The sequence below is a fragment of the Streptomyces sp. CG 926 genome (assembly GCF_003148825.1).
GTDB lineage: Bacteria > Actinomycetota > Actinomycetes > Streptomycetales > Streptomycetaceae > Streptomyces.
Window position 1 is genome coordinate 372,456 of the sequence record NZ_QGGZ01000008.1, and the last position, 25,009, is coordinate 397,464.

The window sequence follows — 25,009 nt, forward strand, 5'->3', positions numbered from 1 at the left end:
AGGGGCGGTACGGGTTCCCCGTACCGCCCCTCAGCTGTTTCCCGGGAACCGGGATTTCCTACTTCAGGCCTAGGACCAGGGCGTCCGAGGGGGAGCGCCAGACCGTACGGGCCTCCGCGAAGCCCACCGCGCGCAGGGTCTCGGCGTGCCAGGCCGCGGAGGGGGTGTCGCCGTCCGCGTGCTCCCCGTAGATCTCGAAGCGCCGCTCCACCTGCTCGGCCAGCGCCGGCTCGGCGCCCGCCAGGGCCCACCACTCGCGCCAGTCGACCGCCCCGGTCGCCTTGGCCCGGTCCATGCCGGCGTGCCGGTGCGCGTGCTCGGCGGCGTCGATGCGCGGGGTGGCCGGGTCGGGCATGTGGTCGGCGTTCATGAACACCCCGCCCGGGGCCAGGAGCGGTGCGAGCTGCCCGTACAGGACGGCCAGCTCCTCGCTCGGCAGCCAGTGCAGGGCGGTGGCCGTCAGGATCGCGTCGTAGGTGGTGTGGGGGAGGGCGGCGCGCCAGTTGGGGTCCTTGAGGTCGGCGGTGACGAAAGTGACGCGTGCGTCACCCGCGAAGTGCCCCTCGGCGATGGTCAACAGGGCCGGGTCGAGATCGACGCCCGTACTGGTGGCTTCCGGGAACCTCTTGAGGACGCGGTCCGTGATACTTCCCGTACCGCATGCGAGATCCAGCACCCGGGGGGCGGGTCCCACGAGTGCCTCGACCATGTCCAGCATCACGCGGAACCGCTCCTCGCGGTCGGGCATGTACCACTCCTGCTGCCGGTCCCAGCTGTCCTGCCAGGCCTGCCAGTCGGTCGTGCCCGCCGCTTCGGTCGTACCCGCCGTGGCCGCCGTGCTCGCCGTGTCCGCCGTGTCCGCCGTATCCGTCATCCCGAACCCCTCCACACGTAATACCCTCGAAGACGTCTCAGCCGTTACCGGAGACACTAATCCGCAGCCGTAAGGACTACAAGTGGAACTGGCCCATTACTCGGACTTCGCCGTGCGCCTGGTCAACACCGAGGAGCCGGCCCGCAACAAGGACGCGCTCACCTCGGTGGACGCCGTCCGCGCCCTGTTCGGCGCCAGTCAGCAGATGGCGCGCCGCGTCACCGACGGTGACGTCACCCGCTTCCGCAACGTCCGCGGCCGCCTGCGTTCCGTCTTCGAGGCCGCCGACGGTGGCGACGAGGTCCTCGCGGTCGACCTGCTGAACTCGCTGCTCATGGAGTTCCCCGTCAGCCCCCAGGTGTCCGGCCACGAGACCCTCGCCGACGACGGCCGCCCCGACTGGCACATCCACCTCGCCGAGCACCCCTCGAACGCCTCTGCGGGCTACGCCGCCATGGCCGCCATGGGCCTGGCCTTCGCCCTCACCGAGCACGGCCCCGACCGCCTCGGCCTGTGCCAGGCCGCGCCCTGCCGCAACGCCTACCTCGACACCTCCACCAACCGCTCCCGGCGCTACTGCTCCGACCGCTGCGCCACCCGGGCGAACGTCGCCGCCTACCGCGCCCGCAAGCGACTGGAGGCCGAGGCGTCCGCCCACAGCGGGCGCAGCGCCGAGGCCGCCCAGGACAGCCGGGCCCTCAGCGAACGCTGATCCTCCTCGCGCGGCCGGAACCGCAGCACCGCCGTGGCCAGCACCAGATCGGCGGGCACCGGCCCGAAGACGGTGCTGTCGCCGGGCACCTCGTTGAACGGGTTGTCGCCGAGCACCCACCAGCTGCCGCCCGGCCGCCGCTCCACCGCGCGCTTGACCACCAGCAGGTCCTGCTGGAGCGGATGCCGCAGCACCACCACGTCGCCCGGCCGTACGGCGGCCCCGTACCGGACCAGGAGCCGGTCCCCGTTCAGCAGCGTGGGCACCATCGAAGGCCCCGTCACCTCCACCACCTCGAACCGCTTGCGCGGGCGCCCGTTCTCCACCATGTGTGTCCTCCTCGTCACCCCCGCATGCTGCCGCACGGGTCCGTACATTCGCTCACCGGTCCGGCCGCGCCCCTGGACTTTTGTCCTAAGCCCATGGGGGCGCCCGCGAAATCCGGTTGTTCAGCGAGTAATCTCCCCCTTGAGAAGACGATCACGAGGAGGACAAACTCCATGCTTTCCCGCCTCTTCGCCCCCAAGGCGAAGGTCTCCGCCCACTGCGATCTTCCGTGCGGCGTGTACGACCCTGCCCAGGCCCGCATCGAGGCCGAGTCCGTCAAGGCCGTGCAGGAGAAGTACCAGGCCAACGAAGACGCCGACTTCCGCGCGCGCGCCATCACCATCAAGGAGCAGCGCGCCGAGCTCGCCAAGCACCACGTCTCGGTGCTGTGGAGCGACTACTTCAAGCCCCCGCACTTCGAGAAGTACCCGCAGCTGCACACCCTGGTCAACGACACCCTGAAGGCCCTCTCGGCCGCCAAGGCGTCGAACGACCCGGCGACCGGCGCGAAGGCTCTTGAGCTCATCGCCGAGATCGACCGCATCTTCTGGGAGACCAAGGCCGCCTGATCCTGGGTGCCCGAAGGCTTTCCCCGCGCTCCCTGCCGGAGCGCACACGACACCGGCCCGACCGCTCCGAGCGGCCGGGCCGGTGTCGTGCGCGGCCCCTTACGGGCTCAGGCCTTCTCGCCGAGGACGGTTCGCAACCAGTCGAGGGGGTCCTGGCCCAGCAGCTCGTCGGCCAGCCGCCGGCCGGTCTCCGTCGTGAGGCGGGCCCTGCTGTTGTCGATCCACCGCTGGGCGCCGGCGTACCCCTGAGCCCGGTACTCGATGCCCTGGAGCATGCACTCCAGCTTGTCGGCGTCGCGGGCGCACACGGCCTCCGGGGAGTCCTTGGCCTCGTACTCGGCGACGAGTTCCTGGATCACCGACGCGAGCCCGTCCGGCATGCCGACGGTCTGATCGGCCGTCACCGCGAACGGATCGGCGCCGGTCGCGTACTTCTTGCCGAGGTGGTTCACATCCCCTGTGCGGGTCTCCTGGGTGTCGTGCCACACCGCGAGGAAGGCAGCCCGCGCGGGGTCGGCGCCTTCCAGCTTCGCGATGATCGACGCGATGAGGGAGGTCCGCCAGGAGTGCTCGGCCACGCTCTCGGGATCGTTGACGCCGGCCATCCACCAGCCCGTGCGGCGCGTGTGCTTGAGCGTCCCCGCCTCGTAGAGGAAGCCGGCCACCGCGGACAGGTCGTCAGCCACTGTGTCTCTCCTTCATGCCTCGGTGAGGAAGCTCCGCAACCTCGCACATTCGCCCTATGCCTCCCGCTTCGGAACGAGATCGTCCATCGCGGTCAGAGCCAAGTCCCAGGGATACGCCTCCTTACGGCCCTGCCCGGGAAGGTTCGGCACGAAGCCGCCCTCGCCGTACAGCACCGTCACTCCCATTTCCCGAAGTTCCCGCACGGACCTCTCGAAGGCCCTGTGCTGTACGTAGGCCGCGTTGACGCACGGCATCACGGCCAGCGGGATTCCCTTGCCGATGCCTTCGGCGACCACGCCGACGATGAAGCGGTCGGTGAGGCCCAGGGCCCAGGCGTTGATGGTGTTGAAGGTGGCCGGGGCGACGAGGACGGCGTCCGCCGCCGGCCACACGTCCGGATCACCCGGCCGTTTGTAGCTGCTGCGGACCGGGTGTCCGGTGAGCGCGGCGAGGCCGTCGAGCCCTTCGCCGAGCCAGTCCGCGGCCGTCGGCGTCAATCCGAGACAGACGTCCCACCCGCCGGACTGCGCGTCCTCGATCACGCGGGCGACATCGAATACAGGCGGAGCGGCTGATCCGAAGAGGTACAAGGTGCGCGTCATGGCTCCCAGTTGACCACAGGCTCCGGCCCCGGATCCCAGGTGGCCCAAGGGCGGAGTGGGTAGTGTCCGGACGACGAGTCAGAAACGGGAGCGTCCGGCATGCCCACTTTCGACGACCATCCAGGATCGCGCATTCGCGCTCGGCGGCGGCTGGCCCGCCTCACGCAGAAGCAGCTGGCCGAGCTGCTTCCGTACTCCTACAGCCTGCTGAATCAGGTGGAGTGCGGCGCCCGACCGGCAACGGGTGCCTTCCTCGCCGCGGTCGCCAGAGCCCTGCGGGTCGATATCGCCGTACTGACAGGACAACCCCACGTCAGCACCATCCAGCATGATCGCCGAGAAGCGCTCGTGCGGCCCATCCGTGATGCGCTCACTCTCTACGACCTCGGGCATGACCCGGACGTCACCGCACGCCCGGTGGGTGATCTCGTCACCGCGGCCGACCGATTGTGTGCGACCGTCCGCGCGACCAAGCTGCGGGAAGCCTCCAGGGCCCTTCCCGGTGTGATCGCCGAGCTGACCTCGACCGTGTGGTCCGGTCCGTCCACCGAAGCCTGGAGGGCATTGGCATCGGCCTACCGGAGCGCCCACGACGTCGCCGTCAAGCTGGGGTTCTACGACCTCTCCACGGTTGCCCTCGACCGCATGGACTGGGCCGCCGAGCGGGCCGCGGACCCGTGCCTTGCTGCCGTGCGGCAGTACAAGCGAGCTCTCGTCCACTCGAAGAGCGGCGAGTACCGCACGGGCGAGAGGCTGATCGAGGCGGGACTCCGGATCCTGGAACAGGCCGAGGAGGGCCGGGAACGCCTCGCGGTAACCGGGCAACTGCATCTCGGTGCCTCCGTCATCGCGGCCCGTGCGGGCGATCGGAATGCCGTGGAACGACACATCACCGAAGCCCGCACATTGGCCAAGCGCACAGGAGACGCTTCAGCGGTGCACTGGCTGTCCTTCGGGCCCATGAACGTCGCGGTGCACGCAATGTCGGCACTTACCCAGATGAGGCAGTACGACGACGCACTCACGGCCGCCCGGAAGATCCGGCCGCCGACGGCCTTCGCAACGAGCCGGCGAGCCCACTTCCTGATCTACCGGGCGCGAGCCGAGATGGAGACGGGGAACGCGACGAGAGCCTTGGCCTCGTTGTCCGAAGCTCGCCACGTCGCCCCCGAACAGACCCGCTACCACCCGAGCACCCAGGAGACGATCCAAGGCTTGGTCCACATGGCTCGGCGCACCCCGGAGGCCCTCAACCACCTCGCTGCCTGGGTGGAGAAGTAGAGCGCTCACACGCTCACACGGTTGTGAGCATTCCGTCCCTTGCCACTCGCCAGTCTGGTCCCCTCACCCGCTGACGACGGTAGGGAGCCGCCGTGTCCTGGAAGAAGACGGCCGACTGGTACGCGCGCTGTCTGCCCGATCCCGCGGCGGCGCACGCCGCGTGGCGGGAGCACGGGGTCGCCGTACTGCCGCTCGGCGATCGGTTCGAAGCCGTACGGATTCCAGATGCTCTCGCGCACGCGGCGGTCGAGAGCTCCGAGGACCGTGTCGTGGACCTCTCGCTCACTCTGGCCCTGGAGGGGCCCGTGATCCACGACTCGCGCGGCCGTAACCGCTACGCGCTCGTCGAGCCGGGTACGGCGGAGGGCTGGCGCCGGCGGCCCCGGAGCGCCGTCGAGTGCCTCGGCCACGGCACCCACCTCGGGGTGCCCGACGTCGGCCGGGACCGGGTCGTGCCCGGCCGGCCCCTCTACTGGACCTCGGCCCCCGGCCCGGGGGCCTACTTCTGCCGGGTCGCCGCCGTGCGGCTGCTCGTACGGGTAGGCGCGGCGCGGCTTGCCGAGGGGGCCGCGACGTGACGGGCCGCCCCGAGGTCGAGGAGGCTCACGCGCACCCTGGCGGGGCGTGCGCGCGGGCGCACGTGCCCTGCGCCGGATGCGGCCTGCCCGCCCCGATCGCGATCAAGTACGGCGGTCCCATGGCCGACTGCCGGCCCTGCCGCTATGGATGGAGCGTCCACCACGACCCGGTGCGCTGCCGGCAGCGCACCCGTACGGACGAGGCCCTGATCGCACGGATCCGCGAGGTGGCGCCGCTTCTCGTCTCCGCCCGGGCCGTGCTGGACGGCATCGTCCGCAGGCTCTGAGGCGGTCAAGAGCCTGTGTCGGACGGTTCGGTCCGGGCCCTGTGGGCGGACGTGTGGGTAGCCCAACCGGTCCCACCAGCGCCGGTTGTGCCACCTGCGGGAGTGGGCCGGCGGCAGGCCGGGAGGGAGGTCCTTCACCGGGCCCATGGGGCGGGGAGGGGGCGCCGGAGGCTACGGAATTGCCCTCCGGCGGACAGAACCGGCCAGTAACGAGCGGGATCCGGGTCCGGCCCGAAGGGCGGGGCCCGGATCCCGGGGGGTCACTCGTCGTCCGCGTCCTCGTCGTCGTCCAGCCGCGCCAGCCAGGTGGCCAGGCGTTCCACCGGGACCTCGAAGTCCGGGTTCAGGTCGACGAAGGTGCGCAGCTGCTCGGCGAGCCACTCGAAGGTGACCTCCTCCTCGCCGCGCCGCTTCTCCAGCTCCTCGATGCCGCGATCGGTGAAGTACAAGTCGGGCTCCCGGCCGTGATGGGGGTGTGCAGGGGGTGTTTCCCGCCAGGATAATCCGCCTATCGGCGACACCTCCCGCACGCGCCACCCCCGGGTCTAGCCTGGATGCCCAACGAGCGGGGGGTGCGGATGACGGACGGGCGCACGACAGGGTCCGCGCGCGCCTTCGAGCTTCTGGAGCCCCTCGTCCAGGCGGCGACCGTACGCGTTCACGCCCCGCCGGGCGGGTATGAGAACCCTCGCAGTCATCGGACCGGTCCCACGTGGGGGAGCGGCTTCTTCGTCGCCCCCGGCTGGGTCCTGACGTGTGCGCACGTGGTCGGCGAAGGGGGTGCTGCGGTGCGTCTGACGGGACGCGAGGTCGGCATCACCTTTTCCGCCGGGAGTGTCACCGGCACGGTCACCGGGCGCGTGGAGTGCGTACTGCCCGATCGGCTGGAGCAACGGCGGCCCGCCCCGCACGCCCTGTGGGACCTGCCCGACCTCGCGCTGGTCCGGGTCCTGGCTCCCGTCACGCACGCCTGCGTGTGGTTGACCGACCGCTCCCGCCCCCGCTTCGACGAGGTCGCCTACTTCGGCTGCACCGAGGACCTCGGCGCCCCCGAGATCACCGGCCGCACCACCCGCCTGCGCGGTACCGCCGGGAACGGCGCGGCCATCCGGCTCGGCGACGACGACGAGATCGAGCCCGGCATGTCCGGCGGGCCCGTGGTGGACCTGGCCCGCGGCGAGGTCGTCGGCGTGCTCAAGGCCCGGCGCCGGAGCGGCGGCGGCGGCGTCGCCGTCTCCGTCGTGCAGCTGCGCACCCTGCCGATGGCCGCGCGGGGCCAGGTGGGGCTGTACCGCCGGATCATGCAGGCCCACGACCTGTACCACTACGACCAGCACCTCAGCGATCTCGACAACCGGCGGACCTGGACCGACGTGCACGGCGAGCTGCCGCCGGAGGAGGGCGACCCGTACGCCGGCCGGGGCCGGCTCACCCCCGGCGAGCGCACCACGCTGTGCGGGCTGCTGGCAGCGCTGCCCCCGCCGGGCTCCTCCGAGGTCGTACGCGCCCTCGTCGAGGCGGCGCGCGGCGAGGAGCCGGACCCGCTGCCCCCGGCCCCGCTGAGCTGGCGCGACGGACTGGGGCTGCTGCACGACCCGCCCGGCGGGACGGCGGAGGCCGCGGCCATGCTCCGGTACGCGACGGACGTGAGCGTGGCCGAGTACCGCGAGCCGGCCACACCGGGCGCGGACGAGGAGCTGTGGGACTGGGTACGGGCCACGGCCGAGCGGTTGTGGCGGCCGCTGAGGCGCGAGCTCGGCGAGCGCCACGAACGGGGCCTCGCCGAGCGGGAGCGGCGCCGTCGGGCCTCGGCCGGGCGGGCGGTGTACGAACCGGCGAGGCGGTCCGGCGCTCTGCCGACGGGGGCCTCGGTGCTGCTGGAGGTGTGGGCGCACGGCTGGGAGGACGTCTACGACTGGCGGGTCTCGGTGCTGGCCGGTCCCGCGCACGCCGGCCGGCTGACGCCGGTGGACTCGGGCGTACGGGCCACCCTGGCGGGTCTGCCGGAGGCGTTACGGGTGCCGCTCGCCGAGGGCTTCCGGCGCTGCGACACCCACGAGACGGTGGCCCTCCTCGAAGTGGCGGTGGCCCCCGCGCTGTTCGGGCTGGCGGTGGACGAATGGGTGGTGGTGGGCGGCGTACCGCTCGGCGTCCAGCGGCCGGTGGTCCTGCGCCACCCCGCCGGGTCGGGCCCGGGCACCGCGCGCCCCGCCGCGCCGAACCCCGGCGGCGCGCGCGAGCACCCCGCCGACCGCGAGGGCACCGAGGGGTCCGCCCGCTGGGCGCGGGTCCGGACGGGACCGCTGCAGGACGAACGGGCCGACTGCGTGGGGGGCCGCCCGCGCACCCCCGCCACCGAGTGGCTGACGGGACTGCCCGACAACACCGTGCCGGTGCACTGCCGGGCCGCCGACCAGGAGCCCACGCTCGGGTCGCTGCACGCGGTACGGGACGCCGGATACGGGGTGGTGGTGACCCGGCGGCCGCCTCCGGACCCGGCCGTCTCCTGCGCGCCCTTCCACCGCGGGCTGCGGGAGGAGCTGGCCGACGCCGGACGGGCGGAGGTGCTCCCGGAGCGCCTGCAGCACCTGCGGGGGCGGGCGTACGGGGCGGACCCCGACGCCTACTGGGCGGCCGGGACGGGGCTGGTGTGGGAGGACCCGGCGCGGCCGCTGCCGGACGAGGAGCCGCTCCAGGGCGACCTGTGAGGTGACCGGTGAGGTGACCGGTGAGGTGACCGGTGACGCGAGCTGTCACGCGAGCTGTGACGCCGGCTGTGACGGGTCGGCGCGGACGAGGCGAGGGAGGGAGCAGGAGCACCATGAACGACGAGTGGCTCATTTACCGCGGGGTGGGCGAACCCCACGACGGGATCGACGCCCTGCCAGACCCGCCGCCCTGGCGGGACTTCGACGGCGGCCCCGTGGCCGAGCCGGACGGCCCGGCCCGGGTCGCCGACGGCAACGTGGCCCGGCGGCTCGGAGCGCATCGGCAGGCCGCCGAGCTGCACCGGCCGGAACCGGAGGAGCTGGAGGCCATCAACGCGGCCCTGTACCTGCGCCGGCCGCTGCTCGTGACCGGCTTCCCCGGCACCGGCAAGTCCACCCTCGCGCACGCCGTCGCCCACGAACTGAAGCTGGGGCGGGTGCTGCGCTGGCCGGTCGTGTCCCGGACCGTGCTCCAGGACGGCCTCTACCGCTACGACGCCTTGGCCCGGCTGCAGGACGTACAGATCGCGGCGAGCAGCGGCAGCGGTACCGGCACCGGCGCCAGTACCGGCACCGGCAGTGGCACCGGCGCCGCGGACCCCGCGGTCCCCGGCATCGGGAAGTACATCCGGCTCGGGCCGCTCGGCACCGCCCTGCTGCCGACCGCCCGACCCCGCGTCCTGCTCATCGACGAACTCGACAAGAGCGACATCGACCTCCCCAACGACCTGCTGAACGTGCTGGAGGAAGGGGAGTTCGCGCTCCCCGAGCTGGAACGGGTCGCCGACGTCGAGCCCGAGGTGCAGGTGCTCACCGACGACGGGACCAAGGTCACCGTCCGCGGCGGCCGCGTCCGCTGTCGCGCCTTCCCGTTCATCATCCTGACCAGCAACGGGGAACGGGACTTCCCCGCCGCCCTGCTACGCCGCTGCATCCAGCTCAAGCTCGGCCAGCCCGGCGAGAAGCGGCTCGCCACCATGGTCCGCGCCCACCTCGGCGAGGAGGCCGCCCGCCTCGGGGCGGACCTCATCCGGGAGTTCCTCAGCCGCTCCCAGTCCGAACTGGTCGCCGCCGACCAGCTGCTCAACGCCGTGTACCTGACCCACTACGCCGCCCCGCCCACCCGGGAGGACCTCGCGGACCTGCTCATCCAGCGCCTCGACCGTCCGAGGTGATCGGCCGTGGCCTCCGCCGGCGCGCCCGGCGTCCGTGAACTGGCCGCGCTGCTGCGCGCCGCCGGGCTCGACCCGTCCGCCGGGGAACTCGCCGACGCCCTGTGGCTGGCCGGGCACATCGGCGGGCCCGAGCGGCCCACCCCCGGCGGGCCCGGGCCGGGGGCCCCGCCGCCCGTGGCCGAGGAGCCACCCGCGGAACCCGCCGAGCCCTTACGCCCGGACGCCGAGGCCGACGCCCCGGTCGGGCTCTACGCACCCGGGGCGGCCCGGCCCGACGGCGCCGACGGGGACCGGCCGGGGGAGTCGCCCGAGGAGTACGGCGTACCCGTACGGGTGCCCGGGGCCGCCGCGCTGCCCCGCATCCTGGACATCCAGCGGGCCCTGCGCGCCCTCCAGCGGCACCGCCCACCGGGGCCGCCCACCCGGCTGGTCATCGACGAGGCCGCCACCGCCGAGGCCAGCGCCCGAGCCCTCGGACTGGTCATCCCCGTACTCCGGCCGGAGAGCCGGCGCGAGGCGACCGTACGGCTGGTGATGGACGCCTCCCCGTCGATGGCCGTCTGGCAGGACATGTTCGAGGAACTACGGTCCGTGTGCGAGCGGTTGGGTGCCTTCCGGGACGTCCAGGTGCACTATCTGCACCGCCTCACCGACGGCACGGCCGCGCTCGGCCGCAGCCCCGCACCCGGCTGCGTACGCGCCTCCGGCCTGCGCACCGGGGACCAGCTGCGCGACCCGACCGGACGGGCCCTGACCATGGTGGTCTCCGACTGCGCCGGGCCGCTGTGGCGCGAGGGCACCGCGCAGCGGCTGCTGCACCGGTGGGCCGAGTGCACCCCGTGCATGGTCGTCCAACCGCTGCCGCAGCGGATGTGGGGGCGCAGCTGGCTGCCCACCGAGCGGGGCACGCTCACCCGGCCGGAGGGCGGCGGGCAGCGGCTGGTGTTCCGGCCGGACCGGCCCCCGCTGCCCGGGCGGCCCACGGGCGGGCTGACGGTGCCGGTGCTGCCGCCGAGCCCGACCGCCCTCGGGGCGTGGGCCCGGCTGCTGGCCGGGCTGACCGCCGGGCCCGTACCGGCCGAGGTGGGCCGGGTACGGGCCGACCATCCGGCCGCGCCCCTGCCGCCGCCGCGGGCCGTGCGGCCGCCGCGCGAGCTGGTGGCGCGGTTCCGGTCCTCGGCCGCGCCCCGGGCCGTACAGCTCGCGGTGTACCTGTCGGCGGCGCCGCTGACGCTGCCCGTGATGCGGCTGGTGCAGCGCACGATGCTGCCGGACTCCGAGCCCTCCGACCTGGCGGAGGTGCTCCTGAGCGGGCTGCTGCGGCGCAGCGGGCCTGGGTCGGGGCACTGGTACGAGTTCGTCCCCGGGGTGCAGGACGTGCTGCTGGGGCCGCTGGGGCGGGACGAGGCCGCGCTGGTGCTCAAGCACTGCTCGGAGTACGTGCTGGCGCACTTCGGCCGGGGCGTACGCAACTTCCCCGCGCTCGCGGTCTCCCAGCTGACCGGAACCCCGCCGACGGTCGCCGACCCCGGACCCGAGGAGGACGAACGGGCTCCGGAGGGGCGGCTCCCGCAGGCCTTCGCGCAGGTTTCGGCCAAAGTCGTACGCCGCTACCTGCCCGGGATGCCGGAGGAAGGTCCCGCGGTACGCAGGCCCGCCACGGCCCCGGTGCCCACCCGGGCCGGGGCGGTGCGCGCCGCCCGGGACCGGCTCGCGGACGCCGACGCCGCCGGGGACGGCGGCGCGCGGGCGCTGTACGAGGCTGTGGCGGTGCTCCGACGGGCGGTCACGGCCCCGCCGGGGCCCGGCGATCCGCCGGAGGAGGCGGAGACCGAACTGGCGGGGGCCCTGCTGCGGCTGTGGACGGCCCAGCGGGACCCGGAGCTGCTGGCCGAGGCGGAACGGGCGGTGACCGGGCTGCGGACGGCGCGCGCGGGGGCGGTGCTCGGCCGGGTGCTGTACGAGCGGGCGCTGGCCGCCGGACCGGACGCGGAGCTGCTGGCGGCGGCGGACATGCGGTTCGCGGCGGCCGGCGCCGCGGCCGACCCGGAGTTGCGGCGGGACTGCGCGGTGCGGCGGGCCGAGACCCTGATCCGCCTGAGCGGGATCCGCGACGAGGCGGGCGCGCTCCGCGAGGCCCGGGCGGCCCTCGAACCCCTGGCGGGCCCGGCCCCCGCCGCCGAGCCGGGCGCCGACCTCGCCGCCGACCTCGCCGCCGACCTCGATCCGGGCGCCGAAGCCGGCGCCGAAGCGGAAGGCCGCCACCCCGAACTGCACCTGGCCCTGGGGCGCGTCCTGCTGGCCCTACTGCCCCGCACCCCGGATCCCGCCGAGCGCACGGCCCTGGCCGGACAGGCCGCCGCCCGGCTCGCCGCGGCCCTGACCGCCGCGCCCGCCGCCCCCGGCCGCACCGGCCCGGGCACCGCCCAGATCCGGGTGGAGCTCGCCGACGCGCTGCGCCACCTCCCCGGCCGGCTGGAGGAGGCCGCCGGGCAGTTGGACGCGGCCCTGGCGGAGGTGGGCGGAGACCCGGAGCTACGGGTGACGGCCTTGGTGTGCCTGGCGCGTGTGCACCGGGAGCGGTACGCGCGGGACGCCGACCCGGCGGCCCTGGAGGACGCTGCCGAGGCGTACGCCCGGGCCCGGCGGTTGATCCCCCGCGACGCCGAGGCCTTCGGGGAACTCCTGCCCGAGTGGGGCGACGTACTCCTGGACCGGGCCCGGGCCACCGACGGGCGGCGGTTCACCGGGACGGCCGTACGCGTCCTGCGCGAGAGCCGGGCCGCGGTCCCGCAGTCCGACCCCGGTGCGGCCCACCGGCTGCTGCGGCTGGCCACCGGACTCCGGCTGCGACACACGTACGAGGGCGACCCGGTGGACCTGCGGGAGGCCGAGTACCTGCTGGAGCTGGCCGTCCGGCACAGCCGCGACCCGCTGGAGCAGGCCCGTATCTGGCGGGACCACGGCGACGTCCAGCAGGAGATCCACGGACACACCCGGGCGCTGGAACGCCTCGACCGGGCGGCGGACTCCTACCGGCGGGCCTGGCGGGCCGCCCTGGAGGCCGACGTGGAGGACCGCGAGGACACCGCCGTCCAGCTGGCCGCGCGCGTCCAGCAGTTGCGCGGTGACGTGCTGGAACGCCTCGCCCGGCCCCGCGCGGCCCTGGACGCCTACCGCTCGGCGCTGGAGCTGTGGACCCGGACCCACGAGGGCGCCGCAGGGCGCTCGGAGGCGGTCCGGGCTCGGATCACGGCCCTGGAGGCCGCGCTCTGACGCCCGCGCCGAGGGCGCGGCCCGGTCCGGGTACCGCTGTTTCCACGGACCGGGGGGCGGGAAAAGGAAGTGGACCATCCGGTGTGCGACGCGACAGGGGGCCCGGCGGCACATGGTGACGAAGCAGCAGGAAGTGGAGGCGACGACCCCGGGATGTCCGGGGCGGCTGCCGGATCTCTCCGGGCTGGACCTGGCGGCGCTGCGCGGGATCGACCATCCCGTGCTGGCCCGGGTGATCGAGGGCATGGTCGAGCGGGTTACCCATCCCGCGGAGATCCTCAACGCCTTCGACTCCAGCGTGGCCTGATCGCACCATGCCTGATCCGTCCTACCTTGAAACCGAGTTGACCACTTTCCGCCGTTAGCGGGGACCGTCCCCAGGGCAGGGATGGACCGTCCGCCGGGGTGTCCCCGGGGGTTGTCGTCGGGGGAGGGAGGTGCGGCGATGCGGCGAGCGGTCACGAGCGGAACCCCGCTGCCCGCACCCGACGTCCCCGACCCCACCCCACCCCGACCCCCGACACCCCCCGCACTCCCCGACCCCACGGTGCAGCCCCAACGCCGGGATCCAGCCGCGCGGGGCCGGCACCAGGCGTCCGCCGCGCAGGGCTTCGACCCCGCCGGGCAGCCCCCGCACCCGCAGTCCGGCGTGCAGCACCCGCACCAGGAGCCCGCCGCGCAGGGCCGGCACCCGGATCCCGGCGTGCAGGGCCCGCACCAGGCGTCCGCCGCTCAGGGCTCCGACCCCGCGGGGCGGCCCCCGCGCCCGCAGTCCGGCGTGCAGGGCCGGCACCCGGATCCCGCCGCGCGGGGCTTCGACGCGGGGCGGCCACCGCGCCCGGATACCGCCGCGCAGCCCCCGCATCCCGATCTCGCCGCGCAGCGCTCGCGCCACGCCCGGTACGCGCCCTGGCCGTACGCCCGGCTCGACGTGGCCGCCGCGCGGGCCGCCGGGCATCGTCCGCACCCGATCCGGCAGTTCGTCCTGAAGACCCGCAGCCGCTGCAACCTCGCCTGCACCTACTGCTACGTCTACGAGATGGCCGACCAGGGCTGGCGCGACCAGCCGCCCGCGATGACCCCCGCCACCATCGCCCGCGCCGCGCAGCGGATCGCCGAGCACGCCGCCGCCCACGACCTGCCCCGGATCGACCTCGTCCTGCACGGCGGCGAACCGCTGCTCTCCGCGCCCGCCCAACTGGCCGCGCCCGTCGACGCCGTACGGACCGCCGTGGCCGGGGCGGCCCCGACCACCCGGGTCACCGCCACCGTCCAGACCAACGGCACCCTGCTCACCCGCGGTCGCCTCACCGCCCTGGCCGCCGCCGGGATCCGGGTCGGCGTCAGCCTCGACGGCGGGTTGCCCGCGCACAACACCCGCCGGGTGGACCACGCCGGACGGCCCGGCTTCGCGTCCGCCGCCCGCGGTCTGCGGCTGCTGGCCCGCCATCCGCAGAGCTACGCCGGGGTGCTCTGCGTCGTCGATCTCGACCAGGACCCGATCGAGACCTACGAGTCCCTGCTCGCCTTCGCCCCGCCCAGCGTCGGGCTGCTCCTGCCGCTCGCCAACTGGAGCGCCCCGCCCCCCGGCCACCGCCCGGGCCGAACCCCGTACGCGGACTGGCTCCTCGCCGTTTTCGAGCGCTGGTGGCACGACGGCGTACGACGCACCCGGATCGGGCTCTTCGAGGAGATCATCGCCCTGTTGCTCGGCCTGCCCACCACCACCGAGACCCTCGGGCTCACGCCCGCCGCCACCGCCGTGATCGAGACCGACGGCTCCATCGAACAGGCCGACTCACTGAAATCCGCGTACGAGGGGGCCGCCGCGACCGGGATGACCCTCGACACCCACAGCTTCGACCAGTTCCTCGACCACCCCGGACTCGCCGCGCGCCAGCTCGGACGGGACGCGCTCGCCGGCTGGTGCCGCGCCTGCGAGCTCGTCGAGGTGTGCGGCGGAGGGCACTACCCGCACCGCTACCGCGCCGGCGAGGGCTTCCGCAGGCCGTCCGTGTACTGCGCCGACCTGCAGCGGCTGATCCGGCACATCGCCGCCGCCGTGCAACAGGCCGCGCGGCCCATCCGGACCACCACCGCCGAAGCCACCGACGCTACCGAAGCCACCGACGCCTACCCCGAAGCCCCCGCCGCCGCAGCCCCCGAGAACCCGGCCGCCGCCACCGACGTCGCCGCCGAAGTCCCCGCCGTCCAGCCCCCGGCGGTCGCCTCATGACCGACTCCCTCGCCGCCTTCACCGTCTCCTCGCCCACCCTGCGCGCCCTCGCCTCCACCGAACCCTCCATGGAGGGCACCCGCCTGGTCCGCGACGTACGCCGCTCCAAACGACTGCTCCTGCTGCGCGCGGTCCTCGACGCCGCCCCCGGCGGCCGCTCCGGGGAGACCGCCGACCACTGGGCCCTGCTGGAGGAGGCCGAGCGCCGCGACCCGGGCGCCGTACGCGACGTACTGCACTACCCCGCCACCGGGGTATGGGCCGAGGAGACCCTGCGCCGACTGCACGCCCCCTGCGGCCCCCCGCCCGACCTCGGGCACCTCGGGGCCCTCGCCGTCGCCGCCGCCCTGCGCGCCGGGATCCCCTTCAGCCACACCCTGCGACCCCTGCACGGCCGGCTCGTCCTGCCCACCCTCGGACTGCTGCGCCCTGACCGCCCCGGCCCGCTGGCCCTCTGCGAGCACTCCTGGGACCCCGACGACCCCGCCACCGTGCCCCTGCACGCCCTGCCCGGCGGCCGGACCGCCCTCGACGACCTCGACCCCTACCGGGCACCCGGCCCCGCGCAGCCCGCCCCGATCCGCCCCGCCCGCCGACTCACCCCCAAGGGCCACAAGCGATGGGACACCCAGTGGGCCGGCGCGCTCACCCTGCTCCAGCGCTACGACACCATCCGCGCGGAGGAGACCGTCCAACTGCTGCGCTCCGTCGTACCGCTGGCCGGCGGCTCCCGCTCCAACGGTGCCACCCTGCCCGCGGCGGCCGGTTCCGTACTCGCCCGCGCCCAGGCCCCGCCCGCCCTCGCCGCGACCCTCGTCCACGAGGTCCAGCACGGCAAGCTGACCGCCCTCACCGACGTCCTGACCCTGCACACCGCCGACCACACGCCCCGCCACTGGGCCCCCTGGCGCAGCGACCCGCGCCCCCTGGAGGGCCTGCTGCACGGCGCCTACGCCCATCTCGCGCTCGCCGGGTACTGGCAGCGCGCCGCCCTCTACGGGGCCCGCGGCGCCTGGGCCCAGCACGCCCGCATCCGCGCCCAGGTGGCGGCCGTCCTGCCCACCCTGCGGGGACACGAGCTACTGACCACCGCCGGACGGGAGTTCACCGACGCGATGGGCGCCGCCGAACGGGCCATGGACGACCTGCCACCGCCCGGCGACCAGCACACCGCGGCCCGCCGGGCCGTCGACCGTGAACGCCGCGCCTGGTGCGAGGCGCACCCCGAACTCGCGCCGTTCGCACAAGGGTGACGGACCGTCCGCTGCGGTACCTTTCAAGCCCGTCCACCGCCCGGATTCCAGGGAGACGGCCCGATGACCACCGGTAGTCGCCAGGACCGTGAACCGGCGGCGCAGCAGCCGCCCCAGCCGCCCCAGCCGCAGCGATTCGTCATCAGCTTCGCGGGCTTCAACCGCCCCTGGGCGGTGTGGATCGCGCACCGCCTGGAGGAGCACGGCCACCGCGTCGCCCTCCAGCGCTGGGACCCGCAGAACAGCCCCGGGATCGACCAGGCCCTCGACGACCTGGCCCGCTCCGGCAGCCGGGTCCTCCTCGTCCTCAGCGAGCGCTACTTCTCCGCCGGCACCCATACCGACGAGCAGTGGAACACCGCCCTGCGCGCCGTCACCGACCGCCACCCCGACCGGTTCGCGGCGGTCTGCCTCACCGACGCCCCGCTGCCCAGCGCCGTCGCCGTGCTGGAGAAGACCGACCTGTGGGGTCTGGACGCGTACGAGGCCGAGTACCGCGTGCTGCGCCGGCTGGAGCTGCCCACCGACCGGATCGGCACCGAGACCGGCCGCCGCGGGCCCCGCTTCCCCAACGACCCGCCGGAGATCTGGGGCCGCGTCCCGCGCCGCAACCCGCGCTTCACCGGCCGCAACGACGTCATCGGCACCCTGCGCCAGGCGCTGATCGAAGCCCCGCCCGGCGCGTCCACCGTCACCCTCCTCGGGCTCTCGGGCGTCGGCAAGACCCAGGTGGCCACCGAGTACGCCTACCGCTTCGCCTCCGAGTACGACATCGTGTGGTGGGTCCCGGCCGAGGACCGTCCCACCCTGCGCGAACGCCTCGCCGACCTGGCCCCCGCGCTCGGGCTGCCGCGCGGGGCGGGCAGCTACGGCGAGCAGATCCGGGCCGTGCTCGAAGCGCTGCGGCGCGGGACCCCGTACGGCCGCTGGCTGATGGTTTTCGACGGCTGCGACAACCCGGACGACCTGATCGACCTGCTGCCCTCCGGCGCGGGCGACGTCATCATCACCTCCCGCAACCGCGAATGGGCCGCCCGGCACACCAGCCTGGTCGAGGTCCCGCTCTACGCCCGCCCCGAATCGATCACCTTCATCCGCCGCCGGGCCCTGCGCCTGACCGCCGACGAGGCCGACCAGCTCGCCGAGGCCCTGGAGGACTACCCGCTCGCCCTCGACCAGACGGCGGGCTGGCTCGCCGACTCCCCGCTGCCGGTCGGCGACTACCTCCTCCTGCTCCAGCACCGGATGGACTCCCGCGAGGCCGTGGCCGTCTCCGACGACTACCCCCTGCCCTTCCCCACCGCCCTCGCCATACTGCTCAACAACGTCCGGGAGAACTTCCCCGACGCCCTCGCCCTGCTAAGGCTGTTCGTCTTCTTCGCCCCCGGCCCGGTGCCGCTGCGCCTGCTGCGCGAATTCCCCGCCGACGACGTGCCCGAACAGCTCGCCGGGCTGATCAACGACCAGATCCGGTGGAACGCCGCCCTCAACAAGCTCGTCCAGTTCTCCGTGGTCCGGCTGGAGTACTCCGACCTGGCCGTGGAGGAGGGCGGCGGCGGACTGGAGACCGTGCAACTGCACCGCATGGTCCACGGCATCGTCCGCGAGGACCTCTCCGAGGGGGAGGCCGAACCGCTGGCGCGCGCCGTACGCCAGGTCCTCGCCGCCGCCGACCCCGGCCGCCCCTCCGACTCCCGCCTGTGGCCCCGGTACGCCGAACTCATCCCGCACCTGGCCACCTCCGGGGTGCTCACCAGCAGCAACCCGCGCATCCAGAACTTCCTGCTGCACTGCCTGCGTTATTTGATCCTGTCCGGTGAGTACCGCACCTGCCTGCGGCTCTCCGAGGAGACCGACCTGATCTGGCGGGCCCTGCTCGGCGAGGACCACCCCAAGGTCCGCGAGCTCAGCTACCAGTACGGCGAAGCCCTGCGCAACCTCGGCCTGTTCCGCCGCGCCGAGACCCTCACCCGCGCCCGCGCCGACCGGCTCGCCGGGGAACGCGGCGACCGCGACCTGGAAACCCTGCGCGCCACCAGCTCGTACGGCGGGGTCCTGCTGTGCATCGCCCGCTTCGAACCGGCCCGCGAGATCTTCGAGCACTGCCTGGCCACCTACCGCGAACTGCTCGGCGAGGACGACTCCACCACCCTCGCCGCCCAGAACAACCTGGCCGCCACCTACCGCCTGCTCGGCCGCTACCAGGACGCCTACGACCTGGACCTGGACACCCTGCGCCGCCGCGAACGCGTCCTGAGGACCCACCACATCTCCACGCTCTCCTCCGGGATCGCCTGCGCCATGGGCCTGCGGCTGATGGGCCGCTACCACGAGGCCCAGACCCGACAGGAACAAGGCGTGAAGATCAACACCCAGGTGCTGGGCCTCGAACACCCGCAGACCCTGCGCGCCGAGCACAACCTCGGGATGTGCCTGCGCCGCTCCGGCGACATCCCCGGCGCGGGCCTGCGGCTGCGTACCGTGTGGGAGCGGGCCACCAGGGTGTTCGGGGCGGACTACCCGTGGACCTTGATGGTGGCCTCCGACTACGCCACCTACCTCAGGGAGTACGGGGACGTCGGCGAGGCCCGCCGGATCTCCGAGGACGTGGTCCGCGGCTACCAGTCCCAGCTCGGCCTCGCCCACCCGTACAGCATCGGCACCGTCGGCAACCTCGGCCTGGTCCTGCGGGCCCAGGGCGAACGCACGGCAGCCCTCTCCCTCGCCGAGCAGGCACTGGTGGGCATGCGGGGCGCGCTCGGCGACCGGCACCCCTGGACGCTCGGCTGCGCCCTGAACGCAACCGGCCACCGGAACATCACCGGCCGACTGGAGGACGCGCTGGACCTGAGCCGGGAGACCCTGCGCACGGCCGAACGGGTCCTCGGCCCGGACCACCCGATGTCGCTGAGCGCCCAGATCGCCTTGGCGGCGGACCTCCGGTCGGTACGGGAACACGAGGAGGCGGCGAAACACGAGGACGCGGGCATCAAGGGCCTCACCCGCACCTTGGGCGCGCAGCACGTCCACACGATCTCGGCGAAGCAACAGACAAGGCCGTACTGGGACTTCGAGCCCCAACCGTAGGGGCCGGACGCGGTACGGGTCCGGCCCCATCACGCCTGGCGCCCGGTCCCGTGGAGGTGTCTCCACGGGACCGGACCCCGGAGAGGGTCACTTGAGCTGGATGCTGGCCCCGAAAATGTTGCCGACCTCCGCGCATTCCTTGACGTCGTCCCGGCTGAAATACGGGGTACTGGCGGTGCCCGTCAGACCCTTGGCAGTCGCGGTGCAGTACCACTTGCGCGGCGTCTTGTAGGCCACCTTCCAGACCTCGCTCTTTCCCGCCGCCATGTTTCCGGAGCATTGCGTCGCGATGTCCGTGTGGACGCAGATGTTCGCGATGGTCGCCGAGAAGTTGCTGAGGCGGAAGGCCGCGAGCGGTGCCGCCTGGCTCGCCGGTGCGGTCACGATCATCCCAGCTCCGACGGCTGCCACCATCCCGGCGACCGTGGCCAGCCGGGTGGTCCTCTTGACGGTTCGGGACATGGTGCCTCCAGTTGTAGTAATTCTATGCTGCAATATAGGAATTGATCGGCCTGTGCGTGGGGACAGTCGAATCGGTGGAGCTCCGGCGAATCGTCGCATCGAAGTGTCAATGCCCCGATCGACTGCGTTGCATTTCGGACACCCTCTTATCGGATTCGCATTCCACGATCGCTCCGATATGCCCGTTGTCGTGCCGGCGGTAAAGTATTCAACTTTCCGGAACTCGACCCGTCCGTCCGGAGCCGGCGGACGTCGGAACAGGATCGGCACACGCGGCACTACGGAGAGTCAGGTCGGGAACGCGCCGTGACCGTTGTCTTGATCTTGGTGGTTCGCGGTCCGTCGTCACAGCGCGCACCGGTGCTGCTCGGCCTGCTGGGCGAGCTCGCCGCGCTCCCGGCGGGCCGCGTCCGCCTCCTCGCGCACCGTGTCGAGACGCTCCTCCAGTTGGGCGACCCGCTCGCGGTAGCGCCCCGGCTCGGCCCGTACGAACTCCACGTCGGCCACCTGCTGCGCGGACTCCTGGCGGATCTTGTCCGTGTCCTCCGCGAACCGGTGCTTGGCCCCGTCCAGCTGGGCGATGGCCAGGTCCGCGGCCTCCTCCGCCGACGCGGTGCGCCGTTCGGCCTTCAGGGTCCGCCGGGCCGCGGCCTCGGTCGCCGCCCGTGCGGCCTTCGCGGCCTCCGCCCGGCGCTTCTCGGCCCGGCCCCTCATGGGGCCAGGACAGCCGGAAGGCCCGGCCCCCGTGAGGGGCCGGGCCTTCCGTACTGCTGGGATCGGGGCGGTTACGCCTCGAAGACCTCGTTCATCAGCTGCTGCTGCTCCGCCTGGTGGCGCTTCGCGGAGCCCACCGCCGGCGAGGAGCCGTGCGGCCGCGAGATGCGGCGCAGGCGCTCGCCCGCCGGGACGTCCGCGCCGACCGCCAGGTCGAGGTGGTCGATCAGGTTCAGCGCGATGAACGGCCACGCACCCTGGTTCGCCGGCTCCTCCTGGGCCCAGATGTACTTCGCCGCGTTCGGGAACTTGGCGATCTCGGCCTGGAGCTCCGCGCCCGCCAGCGGGTACAGCCGCTCGATGCGGATGATCGCGGTGTCCGTGACGCCACGCTTCTCGCGCTCGGCCTCCAGGTCGTAGTAGACCTTGCCGGCGCAGAAGACGACCTTGCGGACCGCGTTCGCGTCCACCGTGCTGTCACCGATGACCGGACGGAACGCTCCGGTCGTGAACTCCTCCGCCTTCGACGCCGCCGCCTTCAGACGCAGCATCGACTTCGGGGTGAAGACGATGAGCGGCTTGTGGTGCGGGTTGTGGACCTGCCAGCGCAGCAGGTGGAAGTAGTTCGACGGCAGGGTGGGCATGGCCACCGTCATGTTGTCCTGCGCGCACATCTGGAGGAAGCGCTCGGGACGCGCGGACGAGTGGTCCGGGCCCTGGCCCTCGTAGCCGTGCGGGAGGAGCAGCGTGACGCCGGAGGTCTGGCCCCACTTCTGCTCGGCCGAGGAGATGAACTCGTCGACGACGGTCTGCGCGCCGTTGACGAAGTCACCGAACTGGGCCTCCCAGAGGACCAGCGCGTCCGGACGGGCCAGCGAGTAGCCGTACTCGAAGCCCATGGCCGCGTACTCGGAGAGCAGCGAGTCGTAGACGTTGTAGCGGGCCTGGTCGTCCGACAGGTACAGGAGCGGCGTGTAGTCCTCGCCCGTCTCCCGGTCGATGAGGACCGCGTGACGCTGACCGAAGGTGCCACGGCGGGAGTCCTGGCCGGACAGCCGGACCGGGGTGCCCTCCATCAGCAGCGAGCCGAAGGCGAGGGTCTCGCCCATGCCCCAGTCGATGGTGCCCTCGTCGATCATCGCCGCGCGGCGCTGCAGCTGCGGCAGCAGACGCGGGTGGACGGTGACGCCCTCGGGGATGGTGACCTGGGACTCGGCGATCCGCTTGACGACGTCCTGGGAGATCGCGGTGTTCACGGCGACCGGGAAGTCGGGCTGCGGGGTCGGGGACGGCGCCGCGACGGCGGGCTGCGTGGAGGCCTCGCGGACCTCCGCGAAGACCTTCTCCAGCTGGCCCTGGAAGTCCTGGAGCGCCTGCTCGGCCTCTTCCAGCGTGATGTCGCCACGACCGATGAGGGACTCGGTGTAGAGCTTGCGCACCGAGCGCTTCTTGTCGATCAGGTCGTACATCAGCGGCTGCGTGAACGCCGGGTTGTCGGACTCGTTGTGGCCGCGACGGCGGTAGCAGATGAGGTCGATGACCACGTCCTTGTTGAACGCCTGACGGAACTCGAAGGCGAGGCGCGCGACGCGCACCACGGCCTCCGGGTCGTCGCCGTTCACGTGGAAGATCGGCGCCTCGATCATGCGGGCCACGTCGGTCGCGTACATGGACGAACGCGAGGACTCCGGGGCGGCGGTGAAGCCGACCTGGTTGTTGATGACCACGTGCACGGTGCCGCCGGTGCGGTAGCCGCGCAGCTGCGACATGTTCAGCGTCTCGGCGACGACGCCCTGGCCCGCGAAGGCCGCGTCGCCGTGGAGCGCGAGGGGCAGGACCGTGAAGTCCGTGCCGCCCTTGTTGATGACGTCCTGCTTGGCGCGGGCGACACCCTCCAGGACCGGGTCCACCGCCTCCAGGTGCGAGGGGTTCGCGACGAGCGAGACCTTGATCTGCTCGCCGTCCAGGCCCGTGAAGGTGCCCTCGGCGCCCAGGTGGTACTTGACGTCGCCGGAGCCGTGCATGGACTTCGGGTCGAGGTTGCCCTCGAACTCGCGGAAGATCTGCGCGTACGACTTGCCGACGATGTTCGCAAGGACGTTCAGGCGGCCACGGTGGGCCATGCCGATGACGACCTCTTCGAGACGGGCCTCGGCGGCCGAGTCGATGACGGCGTCGAGCAGCGGGATGACGGACTCGCCGCCCTCCAGGGAGAACCGCTTCTGGCCGACGTACTTCGTCTGCAGGAAGGTCTCGAAGGCCTCCGCCGCGTTCAGCCGGCGCAGGATGCGCAGCTGCTCCTCGCGCTCCGGCTTCGAGTGCGGGCGCTCGATGCGGTCCTGGATCCAGCGGCGCTGCTTCGGGTCCTGGATGTGCATGAACTCGACGCCGGTGGTGCGGCAGTACGAGTCGCGCAGCACGCCGAGGATGTCGCGGAGCTTCATCATCGACTTGCCGGAGAAGCCGCCGACCGCGAACTCGCGCTCCAGGTCCCACAGGGTGAGGCCGTGCTCGGTGATGTCGAGGTCGGGGTGCTTGCGCTGCTTGTACTCCAGCGGGTCGGTGTCGGCCATGACGTGGCCGCGGACCCGGTAGGAGTGGATCAGCTCGAAGACGCGGGCGGCCTTCGTGACGTCGTCGTCGTGCGAGGCGTCGATGTCCCGGTTCCAGCGGACGGGCTCGTACGGGATGCGCAGCGACTCGAAGACGGCGTCGTAGAAGCCGTCCTCGCCGAGCAGCAGGTTCGCGACGATGCGCAGGAACTCGCCGGAGGCCGCGCCCTGGATGACCCGGTGGTCGTAGGTCGAGGTCAGGGTCATGACCTTGGAGATGCCCAGCTTGTTCAGGGTGTCCTGCGAGGTGCCCTGGAACTCGGCGGGGTAGTCCATGGAGCCGACGCCCATGATGACCGACTGTCCGGGCATCAGGCGGGGCACGGAGTGCACGGTGCCCAGGCCGCCGGGGTTGGTCAGCGAGACGGTGACGCCGGTGAAGTCGTCCATCGTCAGCTTGCCGACACGGGCGCGGCGGACGATGTCCTCGTAGGCCTGCCAGAACTCGAAGAAGTTGAGGGTCTCGGCCTTCTTGATGCCGGCGACGACGAGCTGGCGGTCACCGTTGGGCTTCACCAGGTCGATCGCGAGACCGAAGTTGATGTGCTCCGGCTTGACCAGGGTCGGCTTGCCGTCCTTCTCCGCGAAGGAGTAGTTCATGGCCGGCATGGCCTTGATCGCCTGCACCATCGCGTAGCCGATCAGGTGCGTGAAGGAGATCTTCCCGCCCCGGGCGCGCTTGAGGTGGTTGTTGATGACGATGCGGTTGTCGAACAGCAGCTTCACCGGGACGGCGCGGACGGAGGTGGCCGTCGGCACGTCGAGGGAGGCGTTCATGTTCTTGGCGACAGCCGCCGCCGGGCCGCGGAGCGTCACCAGCTCGGGGCCCGCGGGGGCCTCGGTGGCGGGCGCGGCCTTCTGGGGGGCTACGGAGGAGGGGGCGGGCGCGGCCGGTGCGGCGGCCGGGGCCTGGGAGGTGACAGTCACAGCAGGGGCACCAGAGGGGGTGGCAGGAGCAGGGGCAGGATCTGACACAGGCGTGGGCGCGGCCGTCGGGGCAGGGGCTGCGGCGCGCGCCGCCCCCGTGGCGGCGGCGTCGGTGACCTGCGGCGCCGCGGGGACGGCGGGGGCGGCCTGTGCGGAGGCGCCGTCCGTCGTCGCGGGCTTCTCGGGACCGTCCGACTTCACCGGAGCGACAGCGCCCCCCGGCTTGTAGTCGGCGAAGAAGTCCCACCAGGCCCGGTCGACCGAATTCGGGTCCTGGAGGTACTGCTGGTAGATCTCGTCGACGAGCCACTCATTCGCGCCGAAGCCTGAGGCAGGGTTCTTCCCGCCCTCTGCTGCTTCGGTCGTGGTGCTCGAGTTACTGGGGGACTGTGGCGACACGGCGGCAACCGCCCTCTTCCGCTTCACAAGGTATGGACAGCGGGAATAAAGGCTACGCCTCCTCGGGCGCTGCATGCAGGCCGGGCGGTACTTACGTCGCGCAGGTCACATCGAACGGCGGGTTTCGGCACGTGGAATGGCGGGAAACGAGCCTGGTTCGGGTAGGCGGCACCCAGGTTGCGGCCCCCTTGGCTTCGCACCCCTGACGGACCCCGGGTACGTGTGGCCGAGATCATGTCCTTC

General features: G+C 73.0%; 19 protein-coding genes and 1 pseudogene. 12 read left to right on the top strand and 8 right to left on the bottom strand.

Annotation, left to right across the window (positions count from 1 at the left end; translation table 11 throughout):
* Nucleotides 1-58: 58 nt before the first annotated feature.
* The gene (locus BCL76_RS23135; RefSeq protein WP_109781325.1) at nucleotides 59-874 is read right to left on the bottom strand and encodes a class I SAM-dependent methyltransferase; all 816 of its coding nucleotides are present in this window, start codon (nucleotides 872-874) and stop codon (nucleotides 59-61) included.
* An 82-nt stretch (nucleotides 875-956) separates the two neighbouring features.
* Here BCL76_RS23135 and BCL76_RS23140 point away from each other — a divergent pair, with 82 nt between their 5' ends.
* A complete protein-coding gene (locus tag BCL76_RS23140; protein WP_030764402.1) occupies nucleotides 957-1,586 on the top strand; it encodes a CGNR zinc finger domain-containing protein in 630 nt (209 codons plus the stop codon).
* Here BCL76_RS23140 and sodX read toward each other — a convergent pair.
* Nucleotides 1,490-1,915, bottom strand: a complete 426-nt coding sequence (sodX, locus tag BCL76_RS23145) for a nickel-type superoxide dismutase maturation protease (RefSeq protein WP_109781326.1) — start codon at nucleotides 1,913-1,915, stop codon at nucleotides 1,490-1,492. The genes BCL76_RS23140 and sodX overlap by 97 nt on opposite strands.
* A gap of 171 nt (nucleotides 1,916-2,086) precedes the next feature.
* On the opposite strand from sodX, the gene sodN reads away from it, so the two are divergent.
* Nucleotides 2,087-2,482, top strand: a complete 396-nt coding sequence (gene sodN, locus BCL76_RS23150; protein WP_030009413.1) for a superoxide dismutase, Ni — start codon at nucleotides 2,087-2,089, stop codon at nucleotides 2,480-2,482.
* Between the two features lie 107 nt (nucleotides 2,483-2,589).
* Here sodN and BCL76_RS23155 read toward each other — a convergent pair whose 3' ends face one another.
* Entirely contained in the window at nucleotides 2,590-3,168 is a 579-nt protein-coding gene (locus tag BCL76_RS23155; protein ID WP_109781327.1) for an HD domain-containing protein, read from the bottom strand.
* A 54-nt stretch (nucleotides 3,169-3,222) separates the two neighbouring features.
* Nucleotides 3,223-3,771, bottom strand: coding sequence for a flavoprotein (locus tag BCL76_RS23160; RefSeq protein WP_109781328.1), 549 nt, complete (start codon nucleotides 3,769-3,771; stop codon nucleotides 3,223-3,225).
* Nucleotides 3,772-3,870: 99 nt separating this feature from the next.
* Here BCL76_RS23160 and BCL76_RS23165 point away from each other — a divergent pair, with 99 nt between their 5' ends.
* From BCL76_RS23165 to BCL76_RS23175, 3 genes are all read left to right on the top strand, one after another.
* A complete protein-coding gene (locus BCL76_RS23165) occupies nucleotides 3,871-5,052 on the top strand; it encodes a helix-turn-helix domain-containing protein (protein ID WP_109781329.1) in 1,182 nt (393 codons plus the stop codon).
* A 92-nt stretch (nucleotides 5,053-5,144) separates the two neighbouring features.
* Nucleotides 5,145-5,630, top strand: a complete 486-nt coding sequence (locus BCL76_RS23170; protein WP_109781330.1) for a hypothetical protein — start codon at nucleotides 5,145-5,147, stop codon at nucleotides 5,628-5,630.
* Nucleotides 5,627-5,917, top strand: coding sequence for a hypothetical protein (locus BCL76_RS23175; protein ID WP_109781331.1), 291 nt, complete (start codon nucleotides 5,627-5,629; stop codon nucleotides 5,915-5,917). Before BCL76_RS23170 ends, BCL76_RS23175 begins: the two co-directional genes overlap by 4 nt.
* Nucleotides 5,918-6,177: 260 nt before the next feature.
* On the opposite strand, the gene BCL76_RS23180 is transcribed toward BCL76_RS23175, so the two are convergent.
* Nucleotides 6,178-6,366: a DUF6104 family protein gene (locus BCL76_RS23180; protein WP_030009408.1), complete on the bottom strand. Its 189-nt coding sequence runs from the start codon at nucleotides 6,364-6,366 to the stop codon at nucleotides 6,178-6,180.
* Nucleotides 6,367-6,495: 129 nt separating this feature from the next.
* On the opposite strand from BCL76_RS23180, the gene BCL76_RS23185 reads away from it, so the two are divergent.
* The 7 genes and pseudogenes from BCL76_RS23185 to fxsT all read left to right on the top strand — a co-directional run bounded on the left by BCL76_RS23185 (nucleotide 6,496) and on the right by fxsT (nucleotide 19,652).
* A complete protein-coding gene (locus tag BCL76_RS23185; RefSeq protein ID WP_258309862.1) occupies nucleotides 6,496-8,625 on the top strand; it encodes a serine protease in 2,130 nt (709 codons plus the stop codon).
* 113 nt (nucleotides 8,626-8,738) lie between these two features.
* Nucleotides 8,739-9,800, top strand: coding sequence for an AAA family ATPase (locus BCL76_RS23190; protein ID WP_109781333.1), 1,062 nt, complete (start codon nucleotides 8,739-8,741; stop codon nucleotides 9,798-9,800).
* Between the two features lie 6 nt (nucleotides 9,801-9,806).
* A complete protein-coding gene (locus BCL76_RS23195) occupies nucleotides 9,807-13,076 on the top strand; it encodes an SAV_2336 N-terminal domain-related protein (RefSeq protein ID WP_109781334.1) in 3,270 nt (1,089 codons plus the stop codon).
* A 112-nt stretch (nucleotides 13,077-13,188) separates the two neighbouring features.
* Nucleotides 13,189-13,383: an FxSxx-COOH cyclophane-containing RiPP peptide gene (gene fxsA, locus BCL76_RS23200; protein ID WP_030730904.1), complete on the top strand. Its 195-nt coding sequence runs from the start codon at nucleotides 13,189-13,191 to the stop codon at nucleotides 13,381-13,383.
* Nucleotides 13,384-14,007: 624 nt separating this feature from the next.
* Nucleotides 14,008-15,156, top strand: a pseudogene (locus BCL76_RS23205) (FxsB family cyclophane-forming radical SAM/SPASM peptide maturase); the annotation flags it as partial.
* 152 nt (nucleotides 15,157-15,308) lie between these two features.
* Nucleotides 15,309-16,565, top strand: coding sequence for an HEXXH motif domain-containing protein (locus BCL76_RS23210; RefSeq protein WP_109781335.1), 1,257 nt, complete (start codon nucleotides 15,309-15,311; stop codon nucleotides 16,563-16,565).
* Nucleotides 16,566-16,628: 63 nt separating this feature from the next.
* Nucleotides 16,629-19,652, top strand: a complete 3,024-nt coding sequence (gene fxsT / locus BCL76_RS23215) for an FxSxx-COOH system tetratricopeptide repeat protein (RefSeq protein WP_109781336.1) — start codon at nucleotides 16,629-16,631, stop codon at nucleotides 19,650-19,652.
* An 87-nt stretch (nucleotides 19,653-19,739) separates the two neighbouring features.
* Here fxsT and BCL76_RS23220 read toward each other — a convergent pair whose 3' ends face one another.
* The 3 genes from BCL76_RS23220 to BCL76_RS23230 all read right to left on the bottom strand — a co-directional run bounded on the left by BCL76_RS23220 (nucleotide 19,740) and on the right by BCL76_RS23230 (nucleotide 24,766).
* Nucleotides 19,740-20,114: a hypothetical protein gene (locus BCL76_RS23220; RefSeq protein WP_109781337.1), complete on the bottom strand. Its 375-nt coding sequence runs from the start codon at nucleotides 20,112-20,114 to the stop codon at nucleotides 19,740-19,742.
* Between the two features lie 345 nt (nucleotides 20,115-20,459).
* Nucleotides 20,460-20,828 (bottom strand): hypothetical protein, encoded by a 369-nt coding sequence (locus BCL76_RS23225; RefSeq protein WP_109781338.1) that lies wholly within the window; start codon nucleotides 20,826-20,828, stop codon nucleotides 20,460-20,462.
* Nucleotides 20,829-20,899: 71 nt separating this feature from the next.
* Entirely contained in the window at nucleotides 20,900-24,766 is a 3,867-nt protein-coding gene (locus tag BCL76_RS23230; protein ID WP_109781398.1) for a multifunctional oxoglutarate decarboxylase/oxoglutarate dehydrogenase thiamine pyrophosphate-binding subunit/dihydrolipoyllysine-residue succinyltransferase subunit, read from the bottom strand.
* Between the last annotated feature and the right edge of the window lie 243 nt (nucleotides 24,767-25,009).